This is a genomic window from Desulfatibacillum aliphaticivorans DSM 15576, from assembly GCF_000429905.1.
Classification (GTDB): domain Bacteria; phylum Desulfobacterota; class Desulfobacteria; order Desulfobacterales; family Desulfatibacillaceae; genus Desulfatibacillum; species Desulfatibacillum aliphaticivorans.
On sequence record NZ_AUCT01000017.1, the window covers coordinates 152288 to 175813 of the forward strand.

General features: G+C 54.7%; 26 protein-coding genes. 3 read left to right on the plus strand and 23 right to left on the minus strand.

The window, feature by feature from the left end; genetic code table 11:
• Positions 1-13 precede the first annotated feature (13 nt).
• The 3 genes from G491_RS0115405 to G491_RS30985 all read right to left on the minus strand — a co-directional run bounded on the left by G491_RS0115405 (position 14) and on the right by G491_RS30985 (position 4797).
• Positions 14-2410: a penicillin acylase family protein gene (locus G491_RS0115405; RefSeq protein WP_028315248.1), complete on the minus strand. Its 2397-nt coding sequence runs from the start codon at positions 2408-2410 to the stop codon at positions 14-16.
• A 64-nt stretch (positions 2411-2474) separates the two neighbouring features.
• Complete coding sequence (locus G491_RS33995; RefSeq protein ID WP_028315249.1) at positions 2475-3137, minus strand: TetR/AcrR family transcriptional regulator; 663 nt, start codon at positions 3135-3137, stop codon at positions 2475-2477.
• A 160-nt stretch (positions 3138-3297) separates the two neighbouring features.
• Positions 3298-4797 (minus strand): M14 family zinc carboxypeptidase, encoded by a 1500-nt coding sequence (locus tag G491_RS30985; protein WP_169829441.1) that lies wholly within the window; start codon positions 4795-4797, stop codon positions 3298-3300.
• 35 nt (positions 4798-4832) lie between these two features.
• On the opposite strand from G491_RS30985, the gene G491_RS35895 reads away from it, so the two are divergent.
• A complete protein-coding gene (locus tag G491_RS35895) occupies positions 4833-5102 on the plus strand; it encodes a hypothetical protein (protein ID WP_169829442.1) in 270 nt (89 codons plus the stop codon).
• A gap of 154 nt (positions 5103-5256) precedes the next feature.
• Here the strand turns inward: G491_RS35895 and G491_RS34000 are convergent, their stop codons facing one another.
• From G491_RS34000 to G491_RS0115515, 20 genes are all read right to left on the minus strand, one after another.
• A complete protein-coding gene (locus tag G491_RS34000) occupies positions 5257-6570 on the minus strand; it encodes an HD domain-containing phosphohydrolase (RefSeq protein ID WP_015949381.1) in 1314 nt (437 codons plus the stop codon).
• A 34-nt stretch (positions 6571-6604) separates the two neighbouring features.
• The gene (gene cheB / locus G491_RS0115425) at positions 6605-7654 is read right to left on the minus strand and encodes a chemotaxis-specific protein-glutamate methyltransferase CheB (protein WP_015949382.1); all 1050 of its coding nucleotides are present in this window, start codon (positions 7652-7654) and stop codon (positions 6605-6607) included.
• Positions 7655-7667: 13 nt separating this feature from the next.
• On the minus strand, positions 7668-10271 hold the full coding sequence (locus G491_RS0115430; protein WP_028315250.1) for a hybrid sensor histidine kinase/response regulator: 2604 nt from the start codon (positions 10269-10271) through the stop codon (positions 7668-7670).
• 12 nt (positions 10272-10283) lie between these two features.
• Positions 10284-12413: a methyl-accepting chemotaxis protein gene (locus tag G491_RS34005; protein WP_015949384.1), complete on the minus strand. Its 2130-nt coding sequence runs from the start codon at positions 12411-12413 to the stop codon at positions 10284-10286.
• Between the two features lie 31 nt (positions 12414-12444).
• Complete coding sequence (locus G491_RS0115440; protein ID WP_028315251.1) at positions 12445-13089, minus strand: chemotaxis protein CheW; 645 nt, start codon at positions 13087-13089, stop codon at positions 12445-12447.
• Between the two features lie 4 nt (positions 13090-13093).
• Positions 13094-14530, minus strand: coding sequence for a CheR family methyltransferase (locus G491_RS0115445; RefSeq protein WP_169829443.1), 1437 nt, complete (start codon positions 14528-14530; stop codon positions 13094-13096).
• Between the two features lie 115 nt (positions 14531-14645).
• A complete protein-coding gene (locus tag G491_RS31000; RefSeq protein ID WP_051327287.1) occupies positions 14646-15116 on the minus strand; it encodes a chemotaxis protein CheW in 471 nt (156 codons plus the stop codon).
• A 310-nt stretch (positions 15117-15426) separates the two neighbouring features.
• Positions 15427-15990 carry a hypothetical protein gene (locus G491_RS0115455; RefSeq protein ID WP_015949388.1) on the minus strand — a complete coding sequence of 188 codons (564 nt, stop codon included), beginning with the start codon at positions 15988-15990 and terminating at the stop codon, positions 15427-15429.
• A gap of 57 nt (positions 15991-16047) precedes the next feature.
• On the minus strand, positions 16048-16428 hold the full coding sequence (locus G491_RS0115460; protein WP_015949389.1) for a hypothetical protein: 381 nt from the start codon (positions 16426-16428) through the stop codon (positions 16048-16050).
• Positions 16429-16503: 75 nt separating this feature from the next.
• Positions 16504-17058: a RebB family R body protein gene (locus G491_RS34010; protein WP_051327288.1), complete on the minus strand. Its 555-nt coding sequence runs from the start codon at positions 17056-17058 to the stop codon at positions 16504-16506.
• Between the two features lie 13 nt (positions 17059-17071).
• The gene (locus G491_RS0115470; protein WP_028315253.1) at positions 17072-18103 is read right to left on the minus strand and encodes a hypothetical protein; all 1032 of its coding nucleotides are present in this window, start codon (positions 18101-18103) and stop codon (positions 17072-17074) included.
• Between the two features lie 72 nt (positions 18104-18175).
• On the minus strand, positions 18176-18526 hold the full coding sequence (locus G491_RS0115475) for a hypothetical protein (protein ID WP_028315254.1): 351 nt from the start codon (positions 18524-18526) through the stop codon (positions 18176-18178).
• Between the two features lie 40 nt (positions 18527-18566).
• Entirely contained in the window at positions 18567-18881 is a 315-nt protein-coding gene (locus G491_RS34015) for a RebB family R body protein (protein WP_282705992.1), read from the minus strand.
• Between the two features lie 77 nt (positions 18882-18958).
• Positions 18959-19261: a RebB family R body protein gene (locus tag G491_RS0115485; RefSeq protein WP_015949395.1), complete on the minus strand. Its 303-nt coding sequence runs from the start codon at positions 19259-19261 to the stop codon at positions 18959-18961.
• 17 nt (positions 19262-19278) lie between these two features.
• Entirely contained in the window at positions 19279-19548 is a 270-nt protein-coding gene (locus G491_RS0115490; RefSeq protein ID WP_028315255.1) for a RebB family R body protein, read from the minus strand.
• A gap of 25 nt (positions 19549-19573) precedes the next feature.
• The gene (locus G491_RS0115495) at positions 19574-19846 is read right to left on the minus strand and encodes a RebB family R body protein (protein ID WP_015949397.1); all 273 of its coding nucleotides are present in this window, start codon (positions 19844-19846) and stop codon (positions 19574-19576) included.
• Between the two features lie 13 nt (positions 19847-19859).
• Positions 19860-20144 (minus strand): RebB family R body protein, encoded by a 285-nt coding sequence (locus tag G491_RS0115500; protein WP_015949398.1) that lies wholly within the window; start codon positions 20142-20144, stop codon positions 19860-19862.
• A 23-nt stretch (positions 20145-20167) separates the two neighbouring features.
• Positions 20168-20437: a RebB family R body protein gene (locus G491_RS0115505; protein WP_015949399.1), complete on the minus strand. Its 270-nt coding sequence runs from the start codon at positions 20435-20437 to the stop codon at positions 20168-20170.
• 46 nt (positions 20438-20483) lie between these two features.
• Entirely contained in the window at positions 20484-20753 is a 270-nt protein-coding gene (locus G491_RS0115510; protein ID WP_015949400.1) for a RebB family R body protein, read from the minus strand.
• Between the two features lie 31 nt (positions 20754-20784).
• Positions 20785-21054, minus strand: coding sequence for a RebB family R body protein (locus tag G491_RS0115515; RefSeq protein ID WP_015949401.1), 270 nt, complete (start codon positions 21052-21054; stop codon positions 20785-20787).
• Between the two features lie 336 nt (positions 21055-21390).
• Between G491_RS0115515 and G491_RS0115520 the strand changes: the two genes are divergently transcribed.
• The gene (locus G491_RS0115520; protein WP_169829444.1) at positions 21391-22785 is read left to right on the plus strand and encodes a CoA-binding protein; all 1395 of its coding nucleotides are present in this window, start codon (positions 21391-21393) and stop codon (positions 22783-22785) included.
• The gene (locus G491_RS0115525) at positions 22775-23311 is read left to right on the plus strand and encodes a hypothetical protein (RefSeq protein ID WP_028315257.1); all 537 of its coding nucleotides are present in this window, start codon (positions 22775-22777) and stop codon (positions 23309-23311) included. The genes G491_RS0115520 and G491_RS0115525 overlap by 11 nt, the downstream gene beginning before the upstream one ends.
• Positions 23312-23526 lie beyond the last annotated feature (215 nt).

Here is a 23526-nt window from a genome sequence, read left to right on the forward strand (position 1 = left end):
AAATTGTCTTCCATCAGATAGGGTTAAGCGTAAGAATCTGGGCCAGGGATTTGGCGTCCGTGTAATGCATGGGCGCCTGCCTGCCTTCCGCCCACAACTGGGCCTGGTTGGCGTAATAGGGGCTCAGGTAATGGCCGGACTGCCCGGGCGGGCTGACGATGGTGGCTTTGTCGCCCCGGCTGAAATCCACTGCCATGCGGATTACGCCTCCGGACCTCATGCGAAAGGGATTCTCGGGATCCCAATCCCAAAAGCCGGAATTGATGGTGTGATGGGAGCCCTGGGTGGGGATGGGCTTGAGATTGAGCATGGGGAGTTTGGAGCCCAAGGGGTGATTGAAGTGCATCTGGTGCACCCGGCCCCACTGCCACTGAGCGGGATCGTCGCCAAGCAGATCTTCCAAAACTTCCTTGGTTTGCTTCAGGCTCCTTATAACAATGTCGTTTCTGTTTTCCTTCACGGTCGGCGTGCCTGCATCGTCAAAAAAAGCGTGGTCCGGGTCGTGCAGGATTTTGGTCAAAGCCAGGTCCGGAACATAATAAAGGTAGGGCTGGGACAATTCCTCGGACCAAATCTGATCCCCCACTTCGTCGCGTAGCGTGTTTTCCATCATTTTATAATAGAACACATTGAACACCGTCGCCGCGCAGCTATCTACATTGACGCCGCAATTCCAGGCTTTAATCAGATCCCGGCACTCATTTACGCCTTCGGCATTTTCGCACGCTTCAAGCACGAGAGGCTTCCACCTTTTGGCCACCACGGAAATCGTATCGGTCTGCATTTCCATGATTTTCGACTGATCCACCTTTTGATCGCCCAGCTCCCTGATGATTTCGTCGAATCGGATGGCCCGTTCAAACAAATAATAGTTGGTCAGGTGATAAGGCGCGTTGCCGGGTTCGTTGTTGAATGAGGCGGTGTAGCCTTTTTCCGGGTTGTAGTCGAAGGGGAGCTTTTCAAAGGGGATAAACCCCGTCCACTCATGCCGGCCGGTCCAGCCGGGGACGGGCAGGGCGCCGCCGCCTGATTTACGGATGGGGGGGCTGGCTGTGAACTGCCAGCCGATGTTCCCGTTTTTATCCGCATAACCCAGGTTGAGGTTCATGGTCTTGACGTTGGACAGGGCCTGCCTGAACTCGTCAAAATTGGAAGCCCGGTTCATGGCCAGCAAGCCGTGGATGTCCCATGGCTTTTCAATGTTCAGGGCGGCCCATTGCATGGCGCAGTTTTCGGGCGCCAAGGGCATAACCTCGGAGATGATAGGCCCGTGCCGGGAAACTTTTATCTCCAGGGGGAGCTCTTTGAATTCATCCTCGTCTTTCACCCTGATGGTTTCCGAGATCAGGGCGAAGTCCTTGTATCCGTCTTCCGTCAGATACTGCCCCGGTTCGTCCGGGTTGGTTTTTTCGATAAAGTAATCCAGCTCATCGCCCCGGCCGTTGACTGCGCTCCAGGCGATGTCGCCGTTAAATCCCAAGGGGCCGATGCCGGGGCAGCCCGGCAGGGCGCCGCCCATGACGTTATAGTCCCCGCCGTTAAGATGCATGATGTAAAACAAGGCGGGGAGGGTGGGCTCCAGGTCCGGGCTTCCTGCAAACAGGGGCTTGCCGGACTTTGTCCAGCTTCCTGAAAAAATCATCCAATTGCTTGCTGGAATTTCCATGTCAAAAAAATCGTTGATCCCCGGGCCTTTCCTTGAGGAAGCGTCGGTCAACATGGCCTCCTGAGGGCCTTGATCAAAACTCGCCGGCTTGGCGCCGGTAAGGGTGGGCGCAAACTCGGGATAGGACGGAATAAGGGCCGCTAAAACCTCCTCGCCGGCCTTTTGGCCGATTTGATGCAGCACCAGGTCGATTTTTTTGGAGCGGGTGAGGCTGTAGGACATTAAAAGGGTTATGACGACGCTGTCTTCCGGCGTCCATTCTTGAGGCCGGGCGCCCAAAAAGAGATACTCCCGGGGCAGGTATTCGACGGTTTCAATATAGGCGTTGACGCCTCGTGTATAGTCCAGAATGGCCTGGGCGGTGCGGGGAGGCAGGCTGTCCATGACCTCCTGGGCTCTCCGGTAAAAGCCCACGGTGCGAAGGAATTTGTCCTTTTCCAGGGTGACTTCTCCCAAAACTGAGGACAACTCCCCCCGGCCGGCCAGACGGGCCAGATCCATTTGGAACAACCGCTCCCGGGCGGTTAAATATCCTTGGGCGAAAAAAAGGTCTTGTTCGTTTTTTGCAAAAACATGAGGAATGCCGAACTCATCCGTGTGGACTTCCACCGGCTCTGATAAGCCTTCGAGGCTGAGGCCGCCGGCGTACTCGGGCAGCGCTATTCGAAAAAACAGGTGATAAAGGGGCGGCGCAGCCAAAACCAGTATTACCAGTCCGAACAAGAGATATTTTACGGTCTTCATGCTTTACTCCAAACGCTGCCGAGTCTTGCCTGATGCGCCTTCGCCTGTGCAAACCGCCGTCCCGTCACTGTTCCTTCAACTCCCGCAGGAGATCCAACGCTTTTTTCTGCCGCACCGGATCGCGCACAAAGGTGTGGATGATGGTCAGGATATTGTAGCGCCCCTGCACCACCAGATCCCGGTCGCTTAATTCCCCCTCAGCCCACAGTGCGGCCACGGAAAAATAATTGCGGTACATCAGGATGGCTGCGGTTTCCAAATCCACGTCGCCCCAAAGAAGCTCCTTGTCCACTGCGGTGTTGAGAGTGTTCAGGAATTTTTGCGTACGACGCTGGTGCATTTCGTGGGCCGCGCCCGACCCCATGCGATGAAGCGACGCACTGGCCTGGATGGCGGGCTTGAGCAATTTTTGATTGTCAAAAAACACCTTTTCCATCGCTCTCAGCAATATGATGTAGTACGAAGGCTGCCATTCTCCTTCGCACATGGCCCGCTCCACATCGTCCAGGGCTTTTTCAATACCCTCCGTGCCCTGTTCGAAAATGGCCAGAACCACGTTTTCCTTAGCGCCGAACAGATTATAGATGGTCCGTAAAGCCAGGCCCGACTCCTGGGCCAGCTTGCGCATGGAAAGCGCTTCCATGCCTTCGTTCAAGATAAGGGACCGGGCGGCCTCCAGAATGCGCTTTCGATTGATTTCCGGACTGGATAATCCTTGATTTGACATGGTATTTCCTAAAATCAGCTTAAGATCTTGATAGGTTACAACGGTATGACAGCGCCCTTCCGCTGGTCAACCAATATTTCGCCGAAAGACGCCGACCGACCCAGCAATATCAAGAATAAGGATAAAAATCAAAAAAAGCCTGATTTTGGGCTGTCTATGCTTAATCTGCAGTTTGCTGCAAAATATACAACGCATCTTCCAGGCCGATTTGAACGCCGGAGAGAGGCCTGGCGTCCACGCAACCTCCGATTTCCGGAGTTAAACCAGCCAAGACTTGCAGCGCAATCACCGCATCAGCCAAATCAGGTCCGCCGCTACAGTTGAAATTACAGGGCTTTAAATCCATTTCAACGTCTACGCGGGCGGCATCCCCCTCTTGAACAATAATCCCTGTAATTGTCTTGGTTGCGTACCCGTCCGCGGAAAAAGTCAAGGTATAGGGCTCCTCGCTGGGCAGGAGAATGCGATGGTAGTCGCCTACGTCAGGGTCTGTATAGGCTTTAAAATCCGACTCCCAGGAATCGCTCTTTGCTGTGACTGTCGCCGTGATGGGCAAGCCCGTTTCTTTGTCCGTCACCACACCCCGCACCCCTTTGAGCGCCCAGCCCATGTACGCCAACAGGGAAGCGCGGTTGTCGTTCCAAAGGCCGTCCATGTAGGAATAAGGAGGTGTTTTGATGTTGCTCAATTCCAGGGTGATTTCCATACAACCCATCCATACATAGTTCCAGTCCTGCATGCCTCCGTAGGCGGTGTACCAGTCCGCGCCGTTGGTGATGCCCTGGGTGAACTCTCCATTGTACATTGGCAAGTTCAGGGTGGAGTAGGTCAGAGACATGTCTATAAACAAGTCGTCGTCATCGCACGCCGTGTAAACATAATCGCCTGACGAATTGCTGTCGTAGGGATAATTGGCCACCAGGGCGCCGCCATGTATGTTGGCGGATAGAGTGGAGGACTGCCCGAAAGCCCAGGTCATAATGCGCTGGACTTCAATAGGACGGGGGTCTCCGCTGTAATTAACCAGTGTGTTTGCCGGGTCGTCAATTCGATCCGGGAAATTGCGGTTAAGGTCGTAACCAATGCCTTGCATATTATATCTTTGGTTGGCTGCGTATCCGTCCGGATTCATCAAGGGCATGATCCAGATTTCCATCTCATCAATCAACTTGGTTATATCGGCGTCCGTTCCATAGTTGTTTAGCATGTGGTCGATCAGCCGGAGCATGAGGTCCGTGCCGATTTTTTCATCCCCATGCATGGTGGAGATATACTTAAACTCCGGCTCGTCCTCTTCCACATCCACATTGTCGGAGATTTTCAGAAACAGCAGCTTGCGGCCTTGGTAAGAGTCGCCTATATCCACGACCTTGCATAGGGCTGGATAATTGTTTTCAAAGGTATTCAGCGCGGAAACAATATCATCATAGTCCGGGTAGTCGGTGTAATCCGGGGCGTCCAGGCCCTGGTCTTTTCGCGTTTCTAGAACGACTCTTTGGGCTGTATATCCCAAATCCAAAATGCTTTGAAACTGGGCGCCGCTCACATAGGCCCAGACAGTCGTCCCGTTTCGATTGGTAACGTTGACGCCGCTTTTCGTCAACCGGGAGGCCTGGGCTTTGGAAATATCCGTAATCTTGATTTCAAAGACGGGTTCCATATCGGCTGCGTTAGCGCGGCTTGGAAGAGCGAAAGATGCTGCAGACGCCAGAACGGCTGTTAAAACAAAAAATAAAAAAAAGCGGCAAAGCCGTTTATGGAGAAAGCGGGGCTTATTCATGGGGTCCGACTCTGGATGCAAACAGTAAATATGGCTCCCATCCGGTAAAAAACGCACTATGGCCTATCCTTCCTGATAACGTCATTGGCAATAACCGGGGCGCTAAGCCCGTATTGCCGGGCAAAGGGCGTAATAAGCAAATACAATGCCATGTGCAACAAAAGCACGGCAGCCCTTCGCCCTAATGTCAGGCGCATGGAAAACAGGAACCTGATTCTGCGGAACCCCCTTTAATTCCGCAGCTTGTCGGTAGGGTCGTCCTCGTCTAACATGGTTTGCAGAGCCTCTTTTTCTTCCTGGTTGGGAAGAATTCCCCTTAGGTCTGCTTTTAAAACGCAATCATTGTTCCGGGAAGGTAAACCCTTTCCGTTTGATCACCTTGACGCAGGCGTCCACGACGGCGGGGTCGAAAATCGTCCCCTTCTTGGTGATGACTTCCTCCAGGGCTTTTTCCATGCCCAAGGCCGGCCTGTAGGGCCTGTGAGACGACATGGCCTCCACCACGTCCGCCACGGCCAGGATTTTGGCTTCCAGCAGGATTTCATCCCCGGAAAGGCCTTTGGGATATCCGGACCCGTCCAGCCTTTCGTGATGCTGGACCACGATATCGGCGATGGGCCAGGGGAATTCCACCTTTTTCAGGATGTCGTACCCGACTTCCGAATGGGTCTTGATGAGAGTGAACTCCGTGTCCGTAATTTTTCCCGGCTTGTTCAAGATGGCCAGAGGAATGGCTATTTTTCCAATGTCGTGGATAACGCCGGCCATTCTGAGGCCGTCCATTTTGCCCTTGGAGATGTCCATTTCCTCGCCGATGGCCACCGCCAGCTTCACAACCCGCCTTTGATGGTCGGCGGTGTAAGGATCGCGAATGTCCAGGGTGTTGGCCATGGCGGTGATGGTGCCCTCCATGGCTTTGCGGAGCATTTTCAGGTTGGACCGGAGCTTGCCGGTTGTGGCTTTGTGCTCCAGGATTTCCATCTCCAGGGCCACGGTCCTTTCCACCACCTTGGCTTCCAGACTGTCGTTCAGCTCTTTAAGCTGCTTTTCCGCTTCTTCCTGAGCCGAGACCTTTTTCTCCAGTTTCTGGGTGATTTCCTCCAGGGCTTCTTCCGTCTGGGTCAACTCGTAGTTTCTCAGGACCGAGTCTTCGTAGATGGAAAGGAGCAGTCCCAGCATCTGGCCGGGCGTGGACTTGACCGAGTAGTCCTTGCCCTTGAAGGTAAAGTCCAGGGACGGGATGGCGTCCGGGTCCGGCCCTATAATGGGGGTCATGAGATGGTGCTCGATTTTTGACGAAAGAAAGTAGCCGTTATAGGGCTTGGTGACGTAGCAGTCGCCCCTGGCGCTCACCCCCCGGATAACGTCCACCGGATCTGACAGGGAGGTCAGGAGGAGGACGGGTATGTGCATGAGCTCCGGGTCGTTTTTTACAGCCTCGCAAAACTCGTAACCCGACATTTCAGGCATTTCAATGTCCGTGATGATCAGATTGGGCGGGTCGGCCTGGCACATTTCCAGGGCCTCCTTGCCGTTGGACGCCGCCATCACCTGGTATTTTTGTTCTTCCAGCAATATTTGCAGTTTGAGGGACTGGGTAGGGCTGTCTTCAGCAATGAGAATTTTAGTTTCCGCCTTGTTGATTACGCTCATATTACTTGTCCTTCCGAGAATAGATCCTCTTGCTTTACTTCTTGTCCACCAGGGAATTTAAAAACGCGGCTATTTCCATGGGATTCATGATTTCCTTGGCGCCGTTCAGGCGGATAGCCTCCCCGGGCATGCCGTGCACCACCGAAGACTCTTCATCCTGGGCGATTGTGATGGCGCCTTTGTCGCGCATTTCCTTCAGTTCGGCGGAACCGTCCGATCCCATGCCGGAAAGCAGGATTCCCACGGCTGAATCTCCGTAGCTTCTCGCCACAGAGGTGAATAAGAACGATACTGAGGGGCGAACCCCGTTTTCCAAGGATGCTTTGGATAATACCACCTTCCCGCTTTTCATTACCCCCATATGATAATCATCGGGAGCGAAATATACATGTCCTGGCTTGATAATACCGCCGTGTTCAGGAATTTCAACCGGGAGGGAGCTTTCTTTATTCAACCAACCCACCATACCGGATAAAAAACCCTGGGAAATATGCTGGACAAACAAAATGGGCAAATGGAAATCGCGTCTGATATTCGTCAAGATGGTTCGAATGACCGGAGGCCCGCCCGTGGAGGCGCCTACGGCGACAAGTTTGATTTCCGCCTTTTCCTTCGCCGGCATGGGCGCGGGGGAAGGCGGCAGTTCCGGCGTTACCTTTCTAAGCCTGGAGGAGCGCCGCACCACTTTGACTTCGCTCATGAGCTTGACCGTGGAAATGAGCTTGCGGCACATCTGGGCGTATTCAGGATGCCCCGGGCCTTTGGGCTTTTCCATGGCGGCCACGGCTCCGGCCTGCATGGCCCGGAAGGTGTTTTCCACATGGTCTGCAGACAGCAGGGTGCTGTTGATGACGATGGGAACCGGGCTTTGCTCCATGATGATTTGCGTAGCTTCAAACCCGTCCATTTTATCCATATGGATGTCCATGATAACGACATCTGGCTTCTTTCTCGCCACCATATCAACGGCCTGAACGCCATTGTGGGCCATACCCACCAAGTTCAACTCACCGTCCGACTCGATAATGGCGGCGAGTTGTTCTCGCACTGTGGGAGAATCGTCCACAACCAGAACTTTTATCATCCCAACCTCTCAATTAGATCAAACGATCAATGACTTCCAATAGATTACTTTGATCAAAACTGGCTTTAACAATGTACGCATTGGCGCCGACCTCGATGCCGCGCTCCTTGTCTTCCTTGGAGTCCAGGCTGGTTACCAACACCACGGGGGTTTCCGCGCGGGATTGGTGTCCCCTGATTTTCGCCGTCAACTCAAATCCGTTCATGCGAGGCATTTCCACGTCCGAAACCACGGCGTCGAAGACGCCGGTCTCAAATATGTTGTAGGCCTCCAGGCCGTCAACCGCCGTGGTGACGACATAACCCGCCGCTTCCAGGATGTTTTTAATAAGCATCCGGGACGTAATGGAGTCCTCGGCGATGAGTATGGTCCGTTTTCTGGCGGAGTCCCTGTCTCCTTCCATGGCTTCGCCCATGGCGGCCCGGAAGCTGAGCGCGGCGCTCTTCATAAGATCCGATACATTGAGCACAGGCACAACCTTGCCCGATCCCAAAATGGTGGCGCCCGCCACATTGGGAACCCGGGACAACTGGCGGCCCAGACTCTTGACCACAACCTCCTGCTCGCAAACCACCTGGTCCACGGAAAAAGCCATGCGTTTGTCGCCCGCCGCCATAATAACCAAGGTCAGAAGGGGCTCGCGGGCCTTTTCCAGGGAGGCTTCCAGACTTAGGACGCCGCCCAGGTTGGCGACGGATAAAATCTGGTCGTTTATCGTCACGGAAGCGCGGTTTTCCACGGTTTGAATTTCTTCTCTGGGCAGGCGAAGCACCCTCTCCACCTGAGCGCCGGGCACGATGAAAGGCTGTTTTTCCGCTTCAATAAGAACGCCCCGGAAAGTAGCCAGGGTGACGGGCAGGCCGATCTTGAAGCTCGTTCCCACGCCTTCTTCCGTCTCCACGGAAAGAACGCCGCCCAGCTTCTCCACGGTTTCCGCCACAATGGCCATGCCCAGGCCGCGTCCGGAAATCTCCGTGATAATGGGGCTGGTGGAAATCTCGGAGCGAAAAATGAGGCTGACGGCCTCCTGATCCTGCATTTGCTCCGCTTCCTGTTGGGTGATAACGCCCTTTTTGATGGCTTTTTCCTTGAGGCGGGGGAAGTTGATGCCGCCGCCGTCGTCCTTCAGCAGAATTTCCACCTTGCCGCCTTCATCCTGCGAAACCGTCAGGTTGATGGTTCCTGCACGGTGTTTGCCTCTTTCCACCCGTTCTTCGGGCGTTTCCAGGCCGTGGTCCACCGAGTTGCGCAGCAGATGAATGAAGGGGCTTTTCATTTGCTCCAGAATCCGCCGGTCGATTTCAATTTCGCCGCCCTGGAGGATAAGATCCACTTCCTTGTTCTGATTGCGGGAAATATCCCGGATCATGCGCGGAAAGCCATCGAACAAAGTGGAAAAGGGGAGCATGGTGACCCTTTTTACTTCATCCAGAAGGTCGTCCGCAAAGCGGGAAAGGTTGCGATGGTCCTGTTCCGAGGCCTTGGTCAGGTTCCGGATTTCGTGGCCCAGGTTTTGAACATGGTTCTGGTTCCAGTCCAAAAACTCCATGATCTGAGCGAGATGACCGGCGCCGCGGTCGCTGTCGCCCTGGACGCCTTGCTGCTGGACTTCCCTGCGCAGCCACCGGATTTCCGTTTTAAAACGGGACCATTTCTTTTCCCAGAGCTCAATGCCTGAAGCCGTATCTTTCAGGTTTTGGGAATGCTGCAGAGAAACCAGTTTTAAAGAAACCAGCTCCTCGGCCTTTAGCAGAATGGAGTCCAGCTTGGAGGTGGCAATGCGAACGGTTTCCGCGATTTGCGAGCGTACGGCCGCTGCTTCTCCCGGCCTGGGCGTTTTGGAGGCGGCCGGCTTGGCGCTTTCCGCTTTGGGCTTGGCTTCCTTGGCCGCAGGCTTGGCCTTTTTGGCCGCCTTGGGTTTTGCCTTGGGCTCCGGTTCAGGCTCCGGTTCAGGCTCCGGCTCGGCTTCCGGTTCAGGCTCCGGCTCCGGCTCGGCTTCCGGTTCGGGCTCCGGCGAGGACGCCTTTAGAGGCTGGTCTTCATCCTCGTCAAAATACTCGTACTCTTCGTCCTCGTCATCCTCGTCGTCGTAAAGGCCGCCGTAATCCTCGTCCTCGTCTTCCGCCTCCTCGACGTCTTCAGGCTCCTCCGCTTCCGCGGCGGCTTCCTGAACTTCTTCAACCTGATCCGTTGCGTCGTCATCCCCTTCAGATTTGCCGTCGCGCCAATCCATAAGCCTTTTGGTGACGTCGGCCATTTCGTCTTTATTGACGTTGGGATCGTCGTCAATATTGGCAAGGCAGTTTTCAAAGGCGTTTACGGAATCATGCAGGGTGTCAAAAAGTTCCGTGCAGAGTCCTATTTCCCGCCTTTTAATGCCAGCCAGGACGCTTTCCGCCACCTGGGCCAGGGATTCGATTTCCTTGAGGTTGACGGCCCGCGCCGCTCCCTTCAAACTATGGGCCTCACGGAAAACCTCTTCCACCAGGGCTGCCTGGCTTTCGGGATCCTTGGCCTTTTCCAGCCCAAGAAGCCCGGATGACATGTTTGCCAGGCGCTCGTCAGCTTCCAGCCTGAACGCGCTCCGAAGTCTTTTTAACAGTTCCTCTTCATTCATAACTCATCACCTTCACACTTTGAACTTGCCTGCCAGTTCCTTCATGCGTTGACCAAGTTCGTGCATGTCTGAAATCGCGCCTTCCAATTGCTTGGCGCCATCCACATTCTGGAGGCTGGCGTCTTTGATGCTTGTCATGGCCTGGCTAAGTTGATCCATACCCGCCATCTGCTGGCGATTTGACGCTGCAATCTGGGCCGCAGCCCGGGCCGCCTGATTGACGCTTTCCACCAAGTCCTGGATGGTTTGTCCGGATTGGCTGGACAGGCCGACTCCGCTGTCCACAGCCTTGCTTCCTCTTTCCGTGGCCATGACGGCCGTGCTGGTGGCGCTCTGAATATCGTTCAGAATAGTGCGCACCTGACCGGTGGCCTGTTTGGATTGGTCCGCCAGATTTTTCACTTCCTGGGCGACGACCGAGAAGCCCTTGCCGTATTCCCCCGCCTTAGCCGCTTCAATGGAAGCGTTGACCGACAACAGGTTGGATTCGTTGGCTAAGTCGCCCACCGCGTCAATAATGTCTCCAATGCTTTGGGTTTGCTCCGAAAGTTTGACAATGCTTTCAGCAATAAACTCCATTTCCTCTTTGACGTGGTTCATGCCCATGAGGGCGTCATGAGTGGCTTTTTCTCCGGACTCGGAGTGTTGCGCTGCGGACTCCGCCGTGTCCGCCACTATTTCAGCTTTTTCGCTGGTAAGGGCGGCGGTTTGCTTGACTTCCTCCATGGTTGTGGAAATCTCGGAAATGGAGCTGGATGTCTGGGCCGAACTGCTCGCCAGTTCGGACGCGGTGGACGATATCTGGCTGGATGAAACCGCCAGAAGCTCCGAGCCTTCCTTGATCTCTATCACCATGGCCTGCAGTTTGCCCATGAACACGTTGAACCATTTCGCCAGGTCCGTCAGTTCGTCGCGTCCCTCTTCCTTAAGGCGAACCGTAAGATCTCCGTCTCCTTCTGACATGTCCCGCACCATCAGGGCGATGCGCCTGATGGGCCGCGTAATGCCTTCGGATATGAACAGGGAAAGCAGGATAAAAGCTCCCATGGCAAGGACTCCCACCCCGGAAATCCACTTGGCGACCTTTTTCAGCATGTTTTGTCCGTGCTGGTCCAGATTGTTTTCCATGGCGTGGACCTGGTTCATGGGGAGGCCGGCAAGGGCGAAGCCCAGGACGGTTCCTTGGTTGGTTTCTAGGGGGATGGTTTTGACCAGGTAATCGTTACCCGCCAAAGAGGCGATGACAGGGGCGTTAACCCCTTCCGTCAGCAGCTTTTGCGAGGCATTGCCCTCGAGTTTAAGAGCTTCGTAAATATCCCGGCCGTCCCTCACCTTAAAGCCGGCTTGAGACGCCGCCTGGTTTCCGAGAAAAATCGCCGCGGGCGCTCCGGTGGCTTCATTAAAAGACGCCAAAGCGTATTCCAAGTGGTCGTAAAGCTTGCCGGTCAGCAGAAAAGCTCTGGTGTTGTCAAATTCGTCCTTGATCAAATTGGCGGAGATCAAAGCAGCCGTTTCCCGTTCATAGCTCTTGCCCTGATTCGTCAGGCCTACGGCGGAAAGGAATTCTTTGGAAAGATTCCGGGCGTGAATCTGGGCGGTATTTTCCCTTGCCGAGGCCGCCAAATCCATCGCCTTGCAGAAGTCGGCCAGAACCTGGGCGTTTTCGTTATTGGGGTAGGCGGTCAGAATTTCGTTTTTTAAAGAAACGATAACGGCAAAGTCAAACTTGCCGGATTCAACTACTGCGTATGAGCTCATTTTCGAAGATTGCTCTTCGTCATTTTCCAGTCTGGAGGAAAAAGCGATCTCCTCAAGCAGGATATTGGTCTTTAATTGCAGTTCATAGCTGCTGAGAACATTAAGCTGTACAAAATCGATATTTTCGCTCAGGTCCGTATTTCCTGCAATTTCAAGGGCCGCGGAAAGCATGTCCTTGCCCACCAGGCTAAGATGTTTGTTCAAAAAGTTTTCGTAAGTGCTCAGCCTTTCCTTTTCCCGACTGGTGGCTTCCTGTACAAGGTCCTGGAACTGATTCTCAATTCCTCCACGCAAAGTAATGTTTACCGCAAGGAGTATGATCAGGATGATAACGGCAACGCTGGTGCAAAAGTAAATCAGGATACGGTTTTTTATACTTCCCATGCCACCTCCGCCACTAGTCCCAGGGGGTACTTTATTCCACTTCCAAGTTCACCACGATTCTTTTATCCTGTAGAATGCGTAAACCATCCAAGATCACAAGGCCTCCGGCCGTGACGCCCTTCAAGTACTGCGCCCTTAATCCCGTCAATGTAGGCAGGGAGGGCTGAATTTTTTCCGAGGGAATGGAGTTGACTCCCTTTAACTCGTCCGCCAGGACGCCGAATTCCATGTCGTCCGAAGCAAGGATGATGACCCGGGAGTTCTCCGTGATTTTTTGCTTGGGCAGTTCAAAAAATTCTTTCAGGTCCACTACGGAAAGAATTCTGCTGCGCACATTGATCACGCCCAAAACGAATGACGGGGTGCACGGAATAGGCGTGCAGTCTTTGTAGGGGTATACTTCCCTGATGCATGAAAGTTCAATGGCGTATTTTTCGTGCGCCAGCAGGAACTCCACCACATCCAGCTTTTCCCCCGCGCCCTTTCCCTCGTCCTTGGACCGGGCGGCCAGAAGTTTGGCTCTTTTTTTCAAGGCGCTCTTGATTTCTTCTCCGGACATTTCTCCGGCCTGATTGTAAGACGCCCTGGCCTCGTCCAATTGTTTTCTGACTTCCGTCCACCGTTCATCGACGGAAAGATTGGCTTTCTCTATTGTTTTTTGCGCCTGGCTGTTCATAGGATCAATCCCCTAAAATCATGGAACGAACAATCTCCGTAAGCCGCCCCGCTGTCATTCCCCCGGAGTGGGGGATTACTGCATCCGAGTCAAGGTCCAGCAGCAAGGATAAGGCGTTTTTAAAATGCCTCCTCGCTTCATTGGCCTTGCCCTGTTTTTTCATTGTGTTGCCCAACGTGAAATGGGCCAATATAAATCGGGAGTCCAGGAAAAGGGAGGCTTGAAGCAAGTCCGCCGCTTTTTCCGAGTCGCCCAACTCTGCATAAACCGTGGCCAGCAAATAGCGGTGGCCGGGGTTTAATTTGTCCGCGTCCACGGCCTTCCCGCCCCATTTGCGGGCTTCTTCCAGCTTGCCCATATTGGCGTAAGTCCTGGCCAAAAGGGCCATGGCCCTGCTGTCCGGCTTCATTCCCGCCTTCGCGTCGGCCGCTGAAATAATTTCAAGCAGGCAATTCACCGCGTCGTCGTAATTGCCTTTTTCCACAAGTTCAAGCGCCTTATCAAGCATGCGGTCCGCGTCCAAGGGCTCCATTTTTTTCGCCCGGTCGACTTCCGGCCTGGGCGGAGCCGTACGCTCGACTCTGGGCGGGCGCCTGGTCAACGGCGTTCTTGCGGGAAAATTCGGCAGAGGCGTCTCTTTTTTTACGGGGGCGGACTCAGCCTTTGTATCCACAAGGTCCGCGCCTTGCACTTTATTTCTTGCGGCTTGCTTTTGAAAAATAATGGCGCCTGGATACCGTATATGCGCCAAATTGGGATGCTCCACAAAAGCCGCTTCGCTAGGCCCTACAAAAAACCAGCCATTGTCCGCCAAGGCCCAGGCTATTCTCTCTATAACCGTGTCCCGCAACTTCTGATTGAAGTACATCAACACGTTGCGGCAAAATACCACGTTGACGTCTTCCGTGTGCGTCACCGCCGAGGGATAAACCGGGTCCACCAAGTTGAGGTTGGTGAAGCGTATGGCCTTTTTCAGGCCCTTTTCCACCTCAAACCGGTTGTTCCCGTGTACGGTGAAATATTTTTCCACCATCCAATTGGGAGCGTTCCGCAAAGACCAGTTGGTGTATATGCCCTTTCTGGCTTTTTCCAAAAACCGGGAGTTGATGTCCGTCGCCAGGATGGAAAAGTCTTTGGCCGTCCAGTAAGGCTTCATGCGGTCAACAACCATGGCCATGGTGTATGGCTCTTCCCCCGTGCAGCATGCGGCGCTCCAAAAACGCGGCGGCTTGCCTTTTTTGGCGCATTTTTCGAAAATGTCCGGCAGGATTTGATGTTGGAGGGCGTTAAAGTGGCTTTCGTCACGGAGAAAAAAAGTTTCCCCCACCGTCAGGTGCGCAACCAATGTGTCCAATTGAACCTTGGTGACCGGGGACCCCAACAATCCCTGAATGCAGGATGTGGTGTCCTCGAAACCCAGCTCCAAAGCGGCTGCGCGCACCCCCCTCTCTAAATCGTGCCACCTCTCCGGCGGAAAAAAAAGGCCGATTTTATTCTGTATTAACTCGCTAAGGCGAGCAAATAAATTTTTTTCTATGTTTTGGGCCATGGAGCACTTAAGGCTGTGAGTGGTTTTCCACCTGGCTGCTTACCTTGTGGATTTCCTGTCCGGAAAACAGGTTGTCGATATCATAGATCAGGACGCTTTCATCTCCGGATTTTCCCACGCCTTCCATGAATTGCCCCATTTCGGGGAAAAGCTCTTCTGCGTCGGATAAATCTTCCGGACCAAACTCAGCCACGCCCTCCACTTTATCCACAACAATGGAGGTCGTCCAGGTGGATGTCTGGAAAATGATGATTCGGTCCTCCATCTCCATCCGGCGGGGACGCAGCCCGAATTTTTTTCTGATATCGACTACGGGAATCATCCTGCCGCGAAGGTTGATCAGGCCGGACATGATTTCCGGCGCTTCGGGAAGAGTGATCAACTCCACGGCGGGGATCACCCGCTCCACAGCTTGAAGGTCAATACCGTATCGCTGTTCATCTAAAATGAACACAAAGTATTGTTTTTTCTGACTCATAAAGTACCCGCCACATATTTTGCTTGGAATAATCAGGCAAGGAGGATGGCCCATTGCACTGTCAAACCAGAACTTTAGCACAATACTGGCCGAGAGTCAAAGCTCCTTAAGCCAGATTTGGTCCGAAGCAGTAATTCTTTTTCGGGCGGGACTTTTGTGAGGAAGGAACTATGCTGAAATAACATAAAAAAATGACTTTATGCTTGCAAACTGTTAAGGCTTGGCCAATCTTCGCCCCGTTCTCCACAAGGGTGCGGCGGATCCCCCTTAAAGATCAAAGTTGCTTGCAGCGTTTTAAAATAATTGCTGTTTATAACGATTTGAAATAGAGCCCCAAAACGCCTCCGCTTTTGTCCTGGTATAATGCTTGAGCCTGGAATCCCGTGAGATCGCACAGATAAAATTTGGCCGCGTCATTGGCCGTGTTGGAAACCATCATGCCCATAACCACGGGGCTGTATTGGCTGAGGTCCACGTTTTTCATGGCCTCATAGCAGGCCAGGACCTTTTCGCAGGTTTTGTCCGAAACCGCGTCTCCCCCCTGATTCCCGTATCCGGCGGGAGGATTGGCAACCTTGGGCGCAGCATCCTGGTCCGTGTCTGCGTGGAGTTCGCAGGTCAGGCTTATGGCGATTTTTTTAGGGCCGCCGCCTGCAACCAGCAAATCCGCTGCCACGTCCGGGTTGGAATGCACCGTTTGATACCGCGTCACTGTCACGTTCCCAAAGGTGTTGATGAACTGAAGCGCCTGCTCCACCTGAGCCCACGGCGACCAGTCCCCCTCAGACAAGTAGGCCTGCTGAACTGCCGAGCCCCTTGATTTTCCCCATTTGGTCATGGCCTGAACAAGGTCCGCTATCGGTTTGCTTATCATAATGGACTCCTGTAAAAATGCGCGGCCTGGATCTTAAAGGCGCGCGTTTGAACGCGGTTAGCTTTCTTTGTGCTCCGCCTTTTTTTCCAGATCCACCAGGATGGCGATCTCCACAAGAATCTCCTGGCATTTTTCAAAAAAGCGCCCAAAGCCCTCCTGGAGCATTTCAAACTCCTTTTTCAATTGCAGCAGAGATTCTTCCAAAGGAACCTTTTTGGGCGCCTTGCCTTTGCCGTTCATATCCTGAATACGGTGCTGGGCCTGCTCCTGGCGTTTGTTGACCAGATTGGCGGCTTGGGTGACGGCTTCACATGCTTCGTTGGATAAAATCATGGCCTTTTCCACTGCGATCAGCTGGGACTCGGCCGCTTCCTGCATGGCTTCCTCTTGGAGGGCGCCATGGCTTCCGTAATCTTCGTAGTATACTTCGTCTTCCATGGGTTTATCCTTTCAATTCGGTTCGCCTTTGCAGGCATGAAGCCGGTTTATGCAGCAGCATCCTTAGAAAGGACGCTATACGTCCCCGGGCGTAAAAGGGGGCGCTTCCGGATCTCCCTCCGCTTCCTGAACTTCAGCGCCGGACTGATCCTCCGGCTGTTCGCTGTTCCGGTTCATTTCTTCATGCTCTTTTTGATGATGCTTTTTGAACAATTCAGCGAATTTTGCCAAAATGCCCTGGCCGCCGTTTTCCCCGTTCTGTTTGTCTTTTTCCGGCGCATGGCTGTCTTGGGCCGTATTTCTTTGGGACGCCGTCCCGGAGCAATGGTCGCAGTTAAAAAATTTGGACCCTGTCTTGGCGGCGTTGGGTAGGGCGTCGGCCGCATTCCGGGGTTTCTCCGGGGGCGCCAAGACCCCCAGCATTCGGGCGCAGGTTGAGGTGGTGGAGGCGCCGCCGATCATCTGTGCGTGATGTTGGGTGGAAACGGCGTTATGCAAAGCCATGCCCATGGTGTCCGCCATCACGGCGTTTATCATGGCCATGGATTGGGGCGGGGACTCCCCAACCATCATGGCGTTGAGCTGGGTGACGGCGTCCGTTATCTGGCTGTTGACGGATTGGTCGGACATGGTTTTGCTCCTTTCATATTATATTTTCCACAACGGCGGAGGCCACGGTCACAAGCCCCAGACGGTTGACTTCCACTGTCGCCGACCCTCCGGGGGCGATCAGGGCCGAGGCGTAGGTAAGCCGCATGACTCCGTCCTGGCCCACGGAAGTGGATTCAACGGTTCCCGCAGCGATCAGGTTGAATATTGCACTCATGTAATCCCTGACTATTTTTCGGGCCTGAGGCTGGTCTTCGCATTTGAGAATCGTATTCCGGATGAGGTTGAGCATGGCCGTCGCCTTGCAGGAGAATCCAACTTGCCGAAGGTCGGCCAGGGCGCTTTTTATTTCCATGTCCAGGTCGTCGGGATTGTACTTTTTACCCAAAGTTACAGTCTCCACAAGACCGTCGCATAATTCGTTGTAATCCTCCCAGACCAACTGGGCCCGTTTTTGGCGGGCGCTGCGGCTTTTGGCGCTATACTTGTTGCAGACCGCTTCGTAAAGGCGGAACAGGGCCTGGAATTCCTTGGGGGTCTGGCAGAGCTGCAGGGCGAATTCGCAGGACTCCTTTCTGATTGCAAGATCCTTTTTGGTCGCCTCCCGCTCCTGTCGGCCTATGGCGATTGCATACAGGGCCAGGCGGTCCGCCAGGTTCATGACCTGAAACACGGGCTTGTCCTTGATTTCAAAGGACCGTAAAAAATCAATCCCCTTGCCTAGCTGCTTGAAATTGAGGATGGAGTGCCTCGTCAGGACGTCCCGGACGCTTTCCTCCCTCCTGGCCGTTCCAATGAGGGCCAGGTCGTCTTCAGGCAGGGTCCATAGCTTGAGAGGATCGATCAGCAGGTTCAAATCCCCAAGCAGCATCAATTTGGTTCCGTGAAGCCCCTCCTGGACGAGGGACAGCAACTCCAGTTCGCTGCCGACCATATAACTGTCCGTTTGGCTGTGCATGGCGAACCGGAGCCACTGGGGCCCTCCCTGGATACGCTCGGCAATGAGCCGGAATCTGTGGGAAAAGGCCCCGATGTTCTCCATGAGTTTGTCGGCTACGTATATCAAATCCTCACCTCCCGCGCCGCGGGCTTATGCCTTCATAAGGGTGCGGCTTAAAGGCTTTAGAGGAGTCCGCCTTTAGGATGCTGGGTCGAAGTCGCCTAAGACCTCTTTGGCGCTGGCGCTTATCTTGCCAAAGGAATCGGCGGCTTTTGTCGCCATGTCAATGGCGTCTTTCAGAGCCTTGTCCAGGTATTCCTGGTTTTTGGTTTCCAGAAATTTGGCCATGGCCACGCCCTGGGCGGTGGCGCTCATGGTGGAAACGTTGCGCATGTAGTCCACTGCGTCCTGGATCGCTATGGCCATGGACTGGGAAATGGACTGAAAGGCCTTTCCCTTGCCTTCCATGACCACCACGCCCGGATCCATGGTTGCTGACTGCAGTTGGGTCAGCGCGTCGGTAACCTGGGAGTTCACATTGTCCGGCATAGGTCCATCCTCTGTCTTAGGCTTTTTGAAGCAGGGCGGCTCAGCTGTTCCCAGGCTCAAATCCTGACAAGGCTGTCTTGCCGTTATTCCCTACTGTCGTTAATAGCGTCGCCGCGGCTTCCACCATGGATTTCGCCTTATCAAAGACGGGTTCATAATCCCCGGCCTCGGCCACGTTTTCCAGGATCTTGGCGCATGTCTGGGTGGTCGCCGCTGAGGCGATTTGCTGCATGCCGTGCTGGGTTTCAGCGCCGTTGTGCATGACCATGCCGATGGTCTGGGCCATGACCGTATAGACCATGGACATGGAAGCCGAAGGCGCCATGCCCACGCTCATGACGTTGGCCTGAACCACGGCGTCGGTTATTTGGGAATTGACAGTGCTAATGGCCCAGCCCTCCTATCCGGCGCACGCCAGGATTGCGTCCCGGGTTATCCGCCGCCATGGTCATTGCTGGATCCGCCCATTCCGTCCAACACCTTCATGGTGGCGGATCCCGTGGCTGCGGTGTCCAGGCAGAACAGGGTGGATACGCTCTGGGTGGTGGCGGCCTGGGCCGTCACATTGGACTGCTGCTGGCCCGATGCGGCGTTGTGCGCCGCGTTGCTCAGAGCCTGGGACGTGGCCATAAAAAGGTTTCCCATGCCCATGGCCGGAGAACTGCCCACCACCTCGGTATTGGACTGGGTGACCGAGTCCGTTATCTGGTTGTTGACGGATGTGGGAAATGCCATGACTTACCTCCTTTTTTCTATTGCCCCAAAATCTTGGTGGTGGCCAAACCCGCGCTGGCGGTGTCCAGACAGAACAGGGTGGACACGCTTTGGGTGGTGGCGGCCTGGGCTGTCACATTGGTCTGCTGTTGGCTGGTCGCGGCGTTGTGGGCCGCGTTTCCAAGGGCCTGGGAGGCGCTCATAAACAGGTTTCCCATGGCCATGGCCGGGGAAGTCCCCACCACCTCCACGTTGGACTGGGTGACTGAGTCCGTTATCTGGTTGTTGACGGATGTGGGAAATGCCATTGTTCAACTCCTTTCTCAACTGCTCCTAAATGCTGTCCAGGACCTTGGTGGTGGCCACTCCCGCAGTCGCCGTGTTCAGGGAGTAAAGCAACGCCACCCCCTGAGTGGTGGCCGCCTGGGCCGTCACGTTGGTCTGCTGCTGGCTGACCGTGGAGTTATGGGCCGCATTGCCCAAAGCCTGGCTGTTGGACTGATAAAAATTTCCCATGGCCACGGCCGGGGAGGAGCCAACCACCTCCACGTTGGCCTGGGTGATGGAATCCGTGACTTGATCATTGACAGAAGTGGGAAACGCCATGATTCAGTTCCTTTCACGATGGGGTTTGACCGGCCCCCATAATGGATGTTGTAGCGAGGCCGGTGGCGGCCGTCTCCAGGCAGAACAGGGTGGCTATTCCCTGCGTGGTTGCGGCCTGGGCGGTCAGATTGGTTTGTTGCTGCGAATAGGTGGCGTTGTGCGCTGCATTGCCCAAGGCATGGGAGATGGTCATGAACAAATTGGCCATGGCCATGGCCGGGGACCCTCCCAAGACCTCCAGGTTAGCCTGGGTGATGGAATCTGTGATCATGGTGTTCACAGAAGTGGGAAACGCCATGATTTAGCTCCTTTCATCGGGCCTTAGGCGCCGAGAACCTTGGTGGTGGCCACGCCTGCCGTGGCCGTATCCAGAGAGTACAGGGTCGCAACGCCCATGGTGGTGGCGGCCTGGGCCGTCACATTGGTCTGCTGCTGGCTGGTTGTGGCGTTATGAGCCGCGTTGGCCAGAGCCTGGGCGGTCGCCTGGTACAAATTGCCCATGGCCACGGCCGGAGCGTCGCCCAAAACCTTTACGTTGGCTTGAGTGACCGAATCCGTAATCTGGTTGTTGACTGACGTGGGAAATGCCATGTCCTTGCTCCTTTCCTAATAGGTGAAAAACAGCGCGGACGCAGGGCTATGCGCCAAGCACCTTGGTGGTGGCGATGCCCGCGGAAGCCGTATCCAGGGAATACAAAATGGCCACGCCCATGGTGGTGGCCGCCTGGGCCGTCACGTTGGTCTGCTGCTGACTGGTGGTGGCGTTATGGGCCGAGTTGCCCAAAGCCTGGGCGCTGGCCTGGTACAGATTGCCCATGGCTACGGCCGGGGCGTCGCCCAAAACCTTGGTGTTGGACTGGGTGACCGAATCCGTGATCTGATTGTTGACTGAAGTCGGAAATGCCATTGGTTTGCTCCTTTCACATGTGGGTTAGGGATCAGGCGCCAAGCACCTTGACCGTTGCAATGCCTGCTGTGGCTGTGTTGAGGGAGTAGAGCAATGCGACCCCCTGCGTGGTGGCGGCCTGGGCCGTTACGTTGGTTTGCTGCTGGCTGGTGGTGGCGTTGTGAGCCGCGTTGGCCAGGGCCTGGGCGGTCGCCTGATACAGGTTGCCCATGGCCACGGCCGGGGCGTCGCCCAGAACCTTGACGTTGGCCTGGGTGACTGCGTCCGTGATTTGATTGTTGACTGACGTGGGAAATGCCATGTCGCCCTCCTTGTTGTGAAGTTACGCTGCTTAAAAAGGCCCGGGCGCCTTGGGATGAGAAAGGAGTCCGGCCCCGGTGCACGCTGAAAAAACTTGGTTTGCGAATCGTAATTGAGTAGTGTGTACTACTTGATAAACATTCGTGTCAATCTTTTTTTTCACCCCCCTAAAAATATTTTTCCGGGCCCCTGCCCGGGAAAAAAGCTCCTTGACAGGCGGGGGCGCCCTGCGTCATGTTTCACCCCTGCTTTGAATTTTCTGCGGAAATATTCAAAGTGTAAGAGGCTTGAGCATTAAGGAGCATATTTTTAGTAAGTTATAGGAATGGAAAGATTTATGGATTTACGAAAGTTGTTTTATCCCGAAAAAATCGCCGTCGTAGGCGCTTCTCCTGGATTTGACGGCGGAAAGATGCCGTTTTTTCAATTTTTGCAGTTCATGGAATATAAAGGGGCCTTGTATCCGGTCAATCCGGCCCACGCGGAAATCTCCGGGGTAAAGGCTTATCCCTCTTTGGACGACGTTCCCGAGACCGTGGATCTGGTGATCGCCCAGATTCCGGCCCGCTTCGCCATAGACACGGTCAAGGCGGCGGGGAGGAACGGGGCGCCCTTCGTGCATTTTTTCACCTCGGGGTTTTCCGAAGTGGGCAATATGGAGTTGGAAAAGGAACTGGTGGAAACCGCCCGGGCGTCCAACGTGCGCTTGGTGGGGCCCAACTGCATAGGCGTTCTGTGCGCCGAATCCCGCATTACCTTTAACATGGAGTTCAAACCCAACGGAAAGGGCAACGTGGGTTTTTTAGGCCAGTCCGGCGGGGTGAGCGACAACTTCGTGCGCATGTCCGGCTCCCGTAAGATCCGGCTGAACAAGGCCGTCTCCTACGGCAATCAGGCGGACCTGAAATTAGAGGATTTTTTGGCCTATTTCGCCGAAGACCCGGAAATCGAGGCGGCGGCGATTTATGTGGAAGACGTGAAAAACGGCCCCGCCTTTTTGGACGCCCTGGGCAAGACAACGGCCTCCAAGCCGGTGATTCTGCTTAAAGGCGGCAGCACCCAGCGCGGCGCCAAGGCGGCGGCCAGTCATACGGGCGCCATGGCCGGGGATTTTAAAATCTTTTCTTCGGCCGTGAACCAAAAGGGCGGCATCATTGTGGACACCTTCGAGCAGATGATGGACCTCATGATGCTGGCCACTTCCACCCGCTTGCCCAGAGGAAACCGGGTGGGCTTTCTGGGCGCCGGGGGCGGAACCTCCGTATGCTTTACGGACCTGGCCGCCAAAGCCGGGCTGGAAATGCCCGTGCTTGCCCAGGCCGTCCAGGATCGCATCAGCGAGAAAATCCCCAACGTAAACACCTCCACGGCCAACCCCGTGGACCTGGGCGCGTTCGGATTCGACTTTTCCATCATGGCCCACACCATGCTGGCCATGGATCAGGACGAGAACATCGACGTGATCATGCCGTATTTCTCCCTGGATTTCATTACGTCCTTTGCGCCGCACATGGCCTCCAGCGGGCCGGAAATCATCCTGGAGACGGTGGCGAAAATGAAAAAGCCGGTGATCCCCATTTTATCCAAGTTCGCGGAAGACGTCCTGGAAATGGAAAAGGTCCGCATCGAGATGTTCTCCCGGTTCCGGGAAGGGGGGCTGGCCGTCTTCAACACCATTCAGGATTGCGTGAACGCCGCTTCCGCCATCCTCACGTGGAGCAATGGCCGGTAAGCCGAAAGCGCCGGGGGCGGTTCCCGTCATTCCCTGGGCGGATCTCCGCGAGTGGGAGGAAGCCAACGCCGCCCTGCGCTTTATCATAAAAAAGCACGGCCCCGCGTTAAGCGGGGCCAAAGCCCATTCCGCCGAAATTCGCCGCCTCCTGGAATCCACCGCCCCCCAAACCCAGGATCTCTGCCTGAAAACCTGCCCCCATTGCCCGGACCCGTGCTGCACTCACGCCAAGGTGTGGCTGGATTTTCCGGACCTGCTGTTTCTGCATCTGGAGGGAATTCCCGCCCCTCCAAGGCAGTTGCGATCCGACATGGAAGGGCCGTGCGTTTTTTTAGGGCGAAGGGGATGCACCCTGGATCGTTTGTCCCGTCCCTTTGTGTGCTTTTGGTATTTCTGCCCGCCCCAGACCCTGCGCCTTTCCCGCGCGCCCGGCCACATAAAGCAAACCCTGGAAGCCGCCGTCTCCTCCATCAAGCGCCGCCGCAAAGCCATGGAAGAGGAATTCATCCTTATTTGTTTGGGATGATTTTTTTTGCGAAAACTGGAGGGCGATGTTTGGTTCGAAACTTTATCAAATCAATCTGTTTAATCGGGATAAGACGTAGATATTATGGGTAATACGGGCGGCGATTCAGGCCAAGGGGGTTGACCCGCTCCTTGAAACCGTGGGTTAAGTAATTGGAAGCTGGTAGTTTTCAATCACTCAGAGCCACATCAAGGAGGGGTCATGAACAAGGTACT